At 71.1% G+C, this 10849-nt stretch carries 8 protein-coding genes; 1 reads left to right on the top strand and 7 read right to left on the bottom strand.

Features of this window, described 5'->3' with window-relative positions; translation table 11 throughout:
- Positions 1-1023: 1023 nt before the first annotated feature.
- The 6 genes from pruA to FrCorBMG51_RS07055 form a co-directional block, all read right to left on the bottom strand.
- Entirely contained in the window at positions 1024-2673 is a 1650-nt protein-coding gene (gene pruA / locus FrCorBMG51_RS07030; protein ID WP_047222295.1) for an L-glutamate gamma-semialdehyde dehydrogenase, read from the bottom strand.
- Between the two features lie 265 nt (positions 2674-2938).
- A complete protein-coding gene (locus FrCorBMG51_RS07035) occupies positions 2939-3421 on the bottom strand; it encodes a DUF6912 family protein (protein WP_047222358.1) in 483 nt (160 codons plus the stop codon).
- A 165-nt stretch (positions 3422-3586) separates the two neighbouring features.
- A complete protein-coding gene (locus FrCorBMG51_RS07040) occupies positions 3587-4618 on the bottom strand; it encodes a patatin-like phospholipase family protein (RefSeq protein WP_047222296.1) in 1032 nt (343 codons plus the stop codon).
- A 282-nt stretch (positions 4619-4900) separates the two neighbouring features.
- Complete coding sequence (locus FrCorBMG51_RS07045) at positions 4901-5395, bottom strand: transcriptional regulator (protein ID WP_013872593.1); 495 nt, start codon at positions 5393-5395, stop codon at positions 4901-4903.
- A gap of 776 nt (positions 5396-6171) precedes the next feature.
- Entirely contained in the window at positions 6172-7488 is a 1317-nt protein-coding gene (locus tag FrCorBMG51_RS07050; RefSeq protein WP_047222297.1) for a CpaE/TadZ family protein, read from the bottom strand.
- Positions 7485-8318 (bottom strand): SAF domain-containing protein, encoded by an 834-nt coding sequence (locus FrCorBMG51_RS07055; protein WP_047222298.1) that lies wholly within the window; start codon positions 8316-8318, stop codon positions 7485-7487. The genes FrCorBMG51_RS07050 and FrCorBMG51_RS07055 overlap by 4 nt, the downstream gene beginning before the upstream one ends.
- A 671-nt stretch (positions 8319-8989) precedes the next feature.
- On the opposite strand from FrCorBMG51_RS07055, the gene FrCorBMG51_RS07060 reads away from it, so the two are divergent.
- Positions 8990-9247, top strand: coding sequence for a helix-turn-helix domain-containing protein (locus FrCorBMG51_RS07060; protein WP_047222299.1), 258 nt, complete (start codon positions 8990-8992; stop codon positions 9245-9247).
- Positions 9248-9333: 86 nt separating this feature from the next.
- On the opposite strand, the gene FrCorBMG51_RS07065 is transcribed toward FrCorBMG51_RS07060, so the two are convergent.
- A complete protein-coding gene (locus FrCorBMG51_RS07065; RefSeq protein WP_047222300.1) occupies positions 9334-9906 on the bottom strand; it encodes a hypothetical protein in 573 nt (190 codons plus the stop codon).
- Between the last annotated feature and the right edge of the window lie 943 nt (positions 9907-10849).

Consider the following 10849-nt stretch of genomic DNA (forward strand, 5'->3'; position numbering starts at 1 on the left):
GCCTGCCGCTCGGCGGCGGTCAGCCGGGCCGTGAGCGCCGCCTTCTCCAGCAGCCACTCGTCCTGCTGATGGTCGTCCGGCTGGCCCGATGACCGCGTGCCCGGATGCGCGAGCGGAACGGAACCGGCCTCGGCGCCGCCGGCCGACGGCTCGGCCCCGGCGGCGGTGTCCGGGCCATCGTCCCGTAGGCGGGACGCGGGACGAGTCCGGAGGGCATCGCCGCCGGCCGCCGCCNCGGGCGGACCGGTGGGCCGCGCATCGGGCGTACCAGCCGGGGCGGGTGTGTCAGCCGGCAGCGCCACGACGGGCAGCGGCCCGGTGCCGGGGGCGGCCGGGGCGGTGGTGGCGCGCCGTATCTCCTCGACCCGGCGATGTACGGGGCCGAGGAGGAACACCCAGGTCAGCAGTGCACCAACAGCCAGCGCCGCCGCCATGAGCACCAGAATCTGGCCGGCAAGGTAGAGCACGGGTGGTCAGCCTCCTTCCCGCGGTGCGCGCCGCGGAGATCCACACCGATACGGGTGGCAGCCTCCGGCATCATCCGGGGTTCCCATCATGGCCACGAAAGTCCTCCGTGGGTGCGCCGGGCACACCCTGAATCCATCACAAAAGTATCGCGAGGCACGATCGCGATCTTTCCGGGTGGCGGCAAACCAATACGCACACGGTGGCTGTCCACGCACCCGACCACGCCGGGTGCGTTCACCGACGGCCCGGCCCGGAACATCCCCCGGGGCGATCCTGTATCGCACCATTCCACAGCCATGTTCCGAACGTCCAGTTCCAACCGGACGACCAACGGGTGACGGTGTGGTCCGAGTGTCCGCCAGCCCTGTCAACTGCCCAACAGCGCTGTCAACCATCAAACAGCGCTGTCAATAGCCAAACAGCGCGATGCCACCGGAACCGGGTCGAAGCCGGATAGCATGTCACCCGGGTCGACGCGCGGCATCCGGACCGCCGTGGTGCGTCGGCCCGGGTCAGAGGCCGGTCAGAGGCCGGTCAGAGGCATTGGCGGGGAGCTCATCCCATGTGTGGGTAGGCGACCTGTCGCGGTGGGTCGAACGTCTCCTTCAGTGCCCGTGGGGAGACCCACCGCAGCAGATTCAGCGCGGAGCCGGCCTTGTCATTGGTGCCGCTTGCCCGCGATCCGCCGAACGGCTGCTGGCCCACCACCGCGCCGGTCGGTTTGTCGTTGATGTAGAAGTTTCCGGCGCTGTACCGCAGCACCTCGGTGGCCGTGGCGAGCGCGCGGCGATCCCGGCCGAAAACCGCGCCGGTCAGCCCGTAGGGCGAGAAGTCCGTGACATCCCGCAATGCCATGGTAAAAGCCTCCGAACCGGACCGTCCCGGAGCATCGTCGTAGATATGCACGGCGAGTACCGGCCCGAAGTACTCGGACGTGAACACCTCGTGCGTGGGATCGGCGCACACGACGACCGTCGGTTCCACGAAGAATCCGATCCGGTCGTCGGCGCCGCCACCGACGAGCACCGACACGTCCGGGTCCGCGCGCAGCCGCGCGAGCAGGGCCGACAGCCGGTCGAAGGCCCGCCGGTCGATCACCGCCCCGCCGAAGAGGCTCAGATCGGACACGTCACCGTAGGTCAGCGCCGCGGTCTGCGCGACCAGTTGGTCACGCAGACCCGAGCGCCACAGTGAGGCGGGCAGGTAGGCGCGGGACGCCGCCGAACACTTCTGCCCCTGGTATTCGAAGGCGCCCCGGACCAGCCCGACGACGAGCGCGTCCGGATCGGCGCTGGGATGGGCGACGACGAAGTTCTTCCCGCCGGTCTCGCCGACCAGCCGCGGGTAGTCCCGGTAGCCGTCGATCCCCTCGGCGACCGTCCGCCACATCGTCCGGAAGGTGGCCGTCGACCCGGTGAAGTGCACTCCGGCGAGCTCCCGGTGCCGCAGCGCCACCGCCGAGACGGCCGCGCCGTCCCCGGTGACCATGTTGATCACTCCTGGTGGGAGGCCCGCCGCCGCCAGCAGCGACATGGTGTGCTGGGCGGCGAGCTGCTGGGTGGGGCTCGGCTTCCAGACCACCGTGTTGCCCATGATCGCCGGAGCGGTCGGCAGGTTCGCCGCGATCGAGGTGAAGTTGAACGGTGTCACCGCGAGAACGAACCCCTCCAGGGGACGGTAGTCCATGCGGTTCCACGTGCCGGGCGCCGAGAGCGGCTGCTCGGCGACGATCTCGCGGGCGGCAGCGACGTTGAAACGCCAGAAGTCGATCAGCTCGCAGGCCGCGTCGATCTCCGCCTGGTAGCAGCTCTTGCTCTGCCCGAGCATGGTCGCGGCGTTGAGGGTGTCCCGCCAGCGCCCGGCCAGCAGGTCGGCCGCCCGCAGGAACACCGCGGCCCGGTCGTCCTGGGACAGCGCCCGCCAGTCGGGCGCCGCGGCCAGCGCCGCGTCCACCGCGTCGGCGACGTCCCCGGGCGCCGCCGCCCGGCCCGCGCCCAGCACCAGCTCGTGCCGGTGCGGGGCTACCACCTCGAACGGCTCGCCCGCACCCGGACGGGCCTTCCCCGCGATCACCAGCGGCAGTTCGGCGCGCTCCCCCGCCAGCCGCTCCAGCGCCGCCCGCAGGCCGGCGCGCTGCGGGCTGCCCGGGGCATAGGCGCGGACCGGCTCGTTGACCGGTTCCGGGACAACAGCGACGGCATCCATCCCAACCCCACCCTCCGAAGCGCTGGAAACCGAGCGTTGGAAACACCGCGCCGGGACGCTCGAGGAGCGGGCCGCCCGGCCCGCGACGCCCCTCCTGGAACGCTCCCAGACCAGGCGGCCCGTGGCCGTCCGCGACGCGCAAGAACATGTTCGCGCCGCCGTCGGCCGCCGTCCGCTGTTGTCGCTTCTCTGTCGGTTCTCCGTCAGGCCGTGATCAGGCCGTGATCGGGCCGTGATCGGGCCGTGGTCAAGCCGCCGACGGGTGTCAGACGAGGTCCGCCAGCTCCTGGGTGGCGTACCAGAGCAGTTCGTAGCCGTCGGCGGCGTCCACCACGAACGCCGCGTCATCGCTGCCGAGGTCGGCCGCCACGATCGAGTCCGCCGCGGCGGCGACAGCGGCCTCGGCGTCGACGTCGTCCACGTGGACGGCGGCGACGGCTGCCAGCGGCACCGGGCCGCGGATCTCGACGACACCCCGGTCGAGGTCGTTGCGGATCCGCAGGTCGGGATCGTCCACGTCCACGGCGAGGACCACCCGCCGCCGGGGCGCGCCCGGGTCGGCGTCGAGCAGCCGCAGGCTCGCGCGGGCCGCGTCGAGGAGAAGCGCGTACTCCATCTCCTCGGCGTCGGAGCGGGCATACCACTCCCGGACGGCCGGGGTGACCGCGAAGCCGAGTCCCGCCGGAACCGCCCGGTCCGCGAGGACGCGCCGGGCGGCCGACAGCGTCGACGGCAGGTAGACACGCACGATGCCAGTGTGCCGCGCGGCGCTCGAGGCCCCGCGCGCCGGGCCCACCGGAGCCGGGCCCAGCGGAGCCGGGCGTGCGCGGGGCACGGCGGGATCGCGACGGTAGCGGGTCCGCGCGATCACCGCGCATCGGTGTCCCGGGCGGATGCCTGCCCGGGCGGGTCGTCAGCCGGCGGCTGCCAGGTGACCGTCGGCGCCGGGCGAGGCCGTGGGCACGGACGCTGTGGGTGCGGCCGTGGACGGCGTCCCGATGCCGGCCTCCGCCAGCGCTGCCGCGCTCGTCCGCAGCGAGGTCTGGAAAACCTCCTGCCGGCGGTTGAGGTCCATGACGTTACCACCGATGATCTCCAGGTCCTCCGGACCCGGACAGATCACCGTGACCTTCGTTCCGGTGGCCCGCAGCAGTTCGGTCTCTCGGATCAGCACTCTGGTCGCCAGCCGCCGCATCTGGCGCTCGAGCCGGGCCAGTGCCCCCCGGGGCTGGTCGAAAACTAACGAGCAGGCGGGAGCGAGTACCAGGACCTCGTCGAGATCGGCGTCGACGAGCAGGTCCACCGATGTTGGCGACCGTGTCCCACCGTCAACATAGGATCGCCCGTCGATGACGACGGGCGCGTACCACGACGGGATCGCGCACGACGCCATCACGGCCTCGGCGATCGACGCCTGTGGCGCGTCCGGCGAGCCGAACACGACCCGTGTCCCGGTGTCGTAGTCCATCGCGACGATCCACAACGGCGCGGGGGTCGGCCACGTGGTCACATTGGAGCCCACGGAGGACACCAGGTCGCCGATGGCGGCCAGCGTCCCACGGCCCTGCGGGAGCAGGGAGACCAGGGCCACCAGCGGGGTCACCCGGCGTGGATGCAGCGCCGAGGTGGCAAGCAGCCGACGCGAACCGATGCGCATCCGTGGCCGCGGCGGAAGAGCCGAGCCGAGCCGGGTGTAGTCGAGAATCGGGTCACCGAACAACGGCTCGCCGTATTCGGAGTTGACCATTGTCTCGACGCTGGTACCAAGGCCAATCAGAGTCGACAGCACCGATCCGGCCGAGGTGCCGACGGTCATGTCCATGTCGCGGACGTCGACGCCGGTCGCCTCCTCGTAGGCGCTCAGGGCACCGATCATCCACGCCGACCCGAGTACGCCTCCGGCGCCCAGTACCAACCCGCGGCGGGGAACCCCTCTGCCAGCCATCAGCCACCTCCTGCTGTGCGTCCACAACCCCCGGTACACGCCCCCACCGCCAGCGAAGGGATCATGCCGGCGGCAGCGGTGCACACCATCTGGTCCGCCGTGCACGTTCTCGTGGCTGGCTACCGCGCCTTCCCACCATGCGGCACCGCCAGGGACCGGCGCTGCCCAGGAACCGACACCGTCCAAAGGACAATTGACGTTGTCCCAAGGGATTTGACATCCCCCCAAGGGATTTGACGTTGTCCCAGGGGATGGGGTCAGGGCGGCCGGCGCGGCAACGTCCTACTCGGAAACCTCCTCCTCGCCGTAATTCGTCTCCAGTACGCCCCACCCCCGCAGCCGTTCGGAGAACTCCTGCGGAGTGGTGTCGTGCAGAAGGGCCAACGCCCTCAGGTCGCCATCCCGGATGGAGAGGACCTGCCCGGCGTAGTCGTCTCGCTGGCGCTGTATCTGCGCCACCCACCGGCGTACCAGCCCGGACGAGTCCGGTGGTGCCTCAGCGAGTTTCTTCAGGTTGAGGACGGTGCGATGCCGGTGCTCGCGAGGAGGTAGCGCCTCCTCCTCCGGCAGCAGCGCCGAGACCGGAACACCATAGAACGCGGCGAGTTCCGAGAGCTGATGGACACTGATCATCCGGTCGCCACGTTCGTAGGAGCCAACCGCCGCGGTCTTCCAGCGTCCGCGTGACTTCTGCTCCACACCTTGCAGGGACAGCCCCTGCTGGATCCGTATGGCCCGGAGACGAGCTCCCACGGCCTTCGCATACTCCCGACTCATCCGATACACCCCCCGTCCACCTCAACAGAGCACTTGGTGATCATTTATCGCTCCCACCACTGCGGTGACGCAGGTGCTCACACTAACTGAACGTTACCGAAAAGGATAGCTACATTTGATTAATGCATTTAGTAAGATGATCGTCACAACGGTTACTTCCCGTAAGATCACTCCCCTCGCCGGAAGCGAAATCCACCTGGGCGGCACCAGCGCCACACTCCGAACAGCATGATGATTGCTAACCGCTATCTTTTCTCTACGATCAGTCACTCAGACAGGCTGCCCCGGAACCGCAGTCCGTAACCGTTCCGCTGGCTGGTTAGAGGAAGATTTCCTTGTAAAAACGGCATTCCCGGCAGGAGAAGGTCACCTAAGTCAGTTACTCTTCGTATAAAATCAACGGGACAAGCCATACAAGATCGCAAGACGGCCGAACCCGTACGAGGGCTTTCGGGCAGCGGTCCGCACGGCCTCGTCGGCGCGGCCAGCACGCGCGGTTCACTACATATCGCTCACAATCCACCACAGCCCGCGCGGCCCAGGGCAGGTCTGACGCATGTTGGTCGTCTGGGTGCCGCCCGCGCGTCGAACATCCGTCGGACACGCTCCGGCACGGCCCGCACGCGCAGGTCGTCAGGGCAGCCGTTCTCCCCGCCCGCGGGCCGAGGCCCGGCGCGGCCCGCGGACGCGGATCGTCACTCCGTCCGGCTGAGTGTGATCGGCTCGTCGAGCCGGNNNCGGCTCGTCGAGCCGGCACGGCCCGCACACGCGGATCGTCAACGGCGAACGGGCGAGCGTCGGCGGCGGCCACGCACCGGACGCCCCGCCACCCGCGCGGCCAGCTCGCTGATCGCCAGCCTGGCCGGCGACTGCGCGGCGACGTCCCGCAGCAGCTGGCCGGCGGCCTGGGCGCTGTCCATCGCCGCGACGTCGAGCGGTACCACGGCCACCGGCTCCATACCGACATGGCGCGCCATCGCCCTGGCGACCTCCCTGCGGGCATCCTTCCCGATCGCCGAGGCGCGCAACCGGTTCACCACGACCCACGGATCCGCGCCGGGCACGGCCTCGCGCAGATCCGCCAGCCCGCGCACGAAGCGCACCAGCCCGACCGGCTCCGCGGACGCCACAGCCAGGATGGTGTCAGCCGCCGCGAGCACCACCTGGGTCGCGCCGTTGCGCCGCGGCGCGGAGGTGTCGAACGACAGCTCCTCGTCCATCTCCAGACAGAAACCGCAGTCGACGACGACGAAGCTCGCCAGCCGCCGCGCCATGGCGAGCACGACCTCCACCGAGGCCGGGCGCAGCTCCGGCCAGCGCGACGGACGGGCGATCCCCGGCAGGATTCGCAGCCCCCCGCCCAGATCCCGGCACAGCAGCGCCAGCCGGGGGACGTCGAGCACCCCCTGGTTGGCCGCCCGGGCGGCAGCGGCCAGGCCAGGTGCCTCCTCCAGCAGTCCCACCAACTGCCCGATCGCCCCGCCGTAGACGTCGGCGTCGACGAGCAGCGTCGGCATGCCCATAGCGGCGAGTTCGGCCGCCAGCCCCAGGGCCACGGTGGTGCGGCCCGGGGCACCGGTCGGGCCCCACACCGCGATCACCCGGCCGTCGCCGGGCTCGGAAAGAGCGTCGGGCGCCGGTCCGTCGGCCACCGGCGTCAACGTGGCGAAACCGGGTGCCGGCCTGCTGTACGCGGCGGGCAGCAGGCCAGCGACGTGGTCGGTGTCGGCGAGCGCCCGGACCGCTTCCACCACCGCCGACGCCACGATCTCGGCCGTCGCGTCAGTCGTGATCACCGCCGCGACGCCGAGCTGGCGCAGCCGACGCTCGCCGTCCTCGTCCCCGGGGGTGATCAGGCCGACCGCCGCGACCCCGGCCACGGCCAGCCGGGTCAGCGCGTCCCGGTCCAGGCGGCGCAGGTCCGCCGACAGCAGCGCGGCCCGCGCCGCGCCCGTCGTCGCCGCCGCGAGCAGGTCGGGCAGGTCGACACACCGGCGGACCACCGTCACCCCGAGATCACGGCGGTCGAACGCCGTGACGAGCCCGGACTCGACGACCGAGTTGGTCACCGCGGTCAGGATCGGCAGGCTCACTGCCCGAACCCCGGCACAGCGCTCGGGCCCGGCCCGCCGACCTCGCCCCGGGAACCACGCTCAAGCTTGACGACGTCCACCCGCTCGCTCTGGGACGCCGCCACCGCGTTGATGGCGAGCTCCACCGGCACCCGTAGCGTCAGCGCGTACGAGCCCGCCGCCAACGTCGTCCGCGCGATGAACTCGACATCGTGCAGCACCAGTACCTCCGTGCCGGCGCTGCCGCTCTGCGCCACCGGCACCTGCCCAGTGGCCTGTGCCGCGCTCGCGCCCGGCGCGCCCACACCCGTGCCCGTGCCCGCGCCGGCGGCGCCGACGCCCGCGGGGCCCGACCGTTGCAGGACGAAGATGTCCACATGATCGCCCGGGGTGAGCGCGGGGGCTCTGCCGTCCTTGACGACGATCGAGACCAGCCGGGTCGGGCGTACGTCGTCGAGTACGAAGTCGGCGCCGCTGAGCAGTTCCCCGGCCGATACCGGGCGGGCGAGCGTCGCCCCCACCAGCTCCGAACGGCGCTCACCCGGGAAGTAACGGGCCGCGGTCGTCGAGCGCAGGTGGGCCGAGGCCGTGGTGAGGTCGGCGGCGACCACGACATGCCCGGCCGGGAGGTCCGCGGCCGCCACCACCCAGTTCTGGCTGCGGTCGGCGGTCGCGAACAGCCGGGCGCCCACCACGACCGACACCAGCACCAGCAGGACGCCCACCAGCAGACGGGAGTCCCGCCAGCGCGGCGGGGTGAGCCGGCGGGCCGGTGGGGACGGTGCTGTCGGCGGCGACGGTGGAGCGGCGGGCTTCTCCGAGACCGCGACAGCGGGGGTGAGGTCGGTCACCGGCGGACCTCCTGTAGCTTGTGTCCCTCCCGGCCGGCCGGTGNGACATGTCCGGCGCACACCCTGATCGCTGAGGGTACGTGGTCCGCGACGGCGCCTGTGGACGAGGGCCCACCAAACCGGCGGATCCGGGCCGGCGAGCCCATTTTCTCCCGAGCATCACCACCTCTTCCGATCACCACTTCCCGATCAACACGCTCCAGTCGACGACCCCAGTCACCACTTAACGATCATCGTGTCCGGGCTGTGCCACCCCGGGCCGCCACCCTGGACGGCTGCCTCCGGACGGCTGTCTCCGGACCGTCGTGCCCGGGTGTGTCATGCCCGAGGGCCGCCCGTCCCCCGGCCCCCGGCCGGCGCGCCGGACCCCTCGCGAAGGTCTTCGAACGTGCTGTTCGACGGGCCGCGGTAACGGCCCGTGCCGGCCTTCTCGGCGAGGCCTGCGTTCCGGATCGCCGCCGTTCGCCGCCGTAGCGCCCGACAGCACGACCTGAATCCGTTGACGGGCCGCAGCCGGGGCCCGTCGGCGCCGTGGCGGCGGGGCCCAGGAGTCCTGGCGCCCAAGGCGAACAGCACCTGTTATCCACAAGCGGAGGCATTCACAGGCGATTTGGGCCTGCGACTCTGATACACAGGAGACACGACCCATCCATCGCCAGGGAGACAGGCCGATGAACGAGCGTTTCCTTCAGCTCAGCGATGTGGCGGAGATCCTCAACATCTCGTCGAGCCAGACGTACGCGCTGGTCCGCTCGGGTGAACTCCCCGCCATAAAGATCGGCGGACGCGGACAGTGGCGAGTCGAACGCAGCGAGCTCGAGGCATACATCCAGCGGGCATACGAGCAGACCCGCGCATTCGTGCTCGCCAATCCCCTTGGCCGCGGCGAGACGCTGCCGGACGAGGAGTTCCCCGGCCTGCATGGCTGACCGGGGCCGAAAGCGGGCCGGTCGGGCAGCCCGGACCGGTTCTTCGGCCCGGGAGCACCAGCGATTCTTTCTGGAACAACAGCGGCTCAGACGGTCCGACGGACGAACCCGATCGCGGCCAGTGGAATGGTCCGCACCGCGCGTACCGACCGCGCCCTGCGGAACTCGTCGTCCAGGTGCTCGGCCACTTCGACGAAGTCCGCCCCGACCCGGTCGACCGTGCCCCGCACCGGTGTGCCGTCCGCCAGCACGACCGCGCACGACGAACGGTCCCGCGCCACGCCCCGCAGGACATAGCGCAGATCCAGCCGGACCGCCAACGGGCCCTCGTGGCCGGGATGCGCCGACAGCGCGGCCAGGCCGTGCACCCACAGGACACGGTGCAGCGGCACCAGCACCTCGTGGGCCGCCGGCTCCCGCAGGAGCATCCAGTCCACCCCCAGCGCGGTGAGCTGCCCGGTCAGGACGCTGTCGGACTCCCGCCCGACAACCTGGACACCCAGCCGCAACGACGAGCCGATCGCCGGCCGCAGCCGGTCGATCAGACGCAGGTACGCGGCCTCGCGCCGGCTCCTGTCGATGAGCTCAGCGTCGAGCTCGGCTGCCTCGGCCGCCTCCCACTGCATCTCAAGATCGGCGAAAAGCGCCTCCCAGCGCACCCGTCCCCTCTCCCTTCACTCCCGGACGCTGCCGTGAGCCCTGGCCCTTGTGGCGGGCTCGGGCCCGGCCGCGNNNNCGGGCTCGGGCCCGGCCGCGAGCTCCGGTCGACCGCGCAACACCCGGACGACAACCGCCACAACGGCACATCCGAACACGCGGCGCGGCAACGCCGGATACGACCCGGAACGCCAGCCATGTAACCATGTGTAGCCGCGCGGGTGGCAACATCCGTCGGCGGGCGCCAGCCATCGCAGAAGATCGACGCAGACGTGCCGCCAGGTACGCGCGCCTGGCCGAAAAGCGTGCGCAACAACAAGCCCATCTGGATCACGCCCCGCGGGACGGTCACGAACGGTGTCCGCACCACATGACCGGCGCCCCAGCAGGCTGGCACGGACCGCTCCAGCGTGTCCAGCCAGCGGGAGCGGGCGCGTGACGATCACCGGACGCGGGTGCGCGACGATCGTGACAGGCGCCGGCCACGGGCGCCGTCGGACCCGTGGACAGCGAACAAGCCATCCAACCGAGGTTGACATCAACTCTTCGGGGGATTACACAAGCAAACAGACTCAAACGAAGCATTTCAACGATCAACTGGGCCAACGAGCCAACGGCGGTGTGATCATTTTTGCGCTGCCGGCGGATCAGGCCCCGAGCCACTGGGAGTTGCCGATGCCAGCCGTCCGGCGCATGCTCGTCTTCCTGACGGGAGCGGCCGCCGCGACGGCACTGACGATCATCCTGATCACGGTCGGGCCGGGACGGGCGGATCTCCCGTCCGGCTTCTCGGCGGTGCCCGACTGGGTCACGGCCGATCCCGAGCACGCGCTCACGACCGTTGTCGGCCTCGCCGCGTGGGCCTGCCTGCTGTGGCTGTGCGCGGGGTTCGTCCTGGCCGCGCTGGCCGCGCTGCCGGGCAGCAGCGGGCGGGCGGCGGCCGCC

Origin of the sequence: Protofrankia coriariae (assembly GCF_001017755.1) — a bacterium.
Taxonomy (GTDB): domain Bacteria; phylum Actinomycetota; class Actinomycetes; order Frankiales; family Frankiaceae; genus Protofrankia; species Protofrankia coriariae.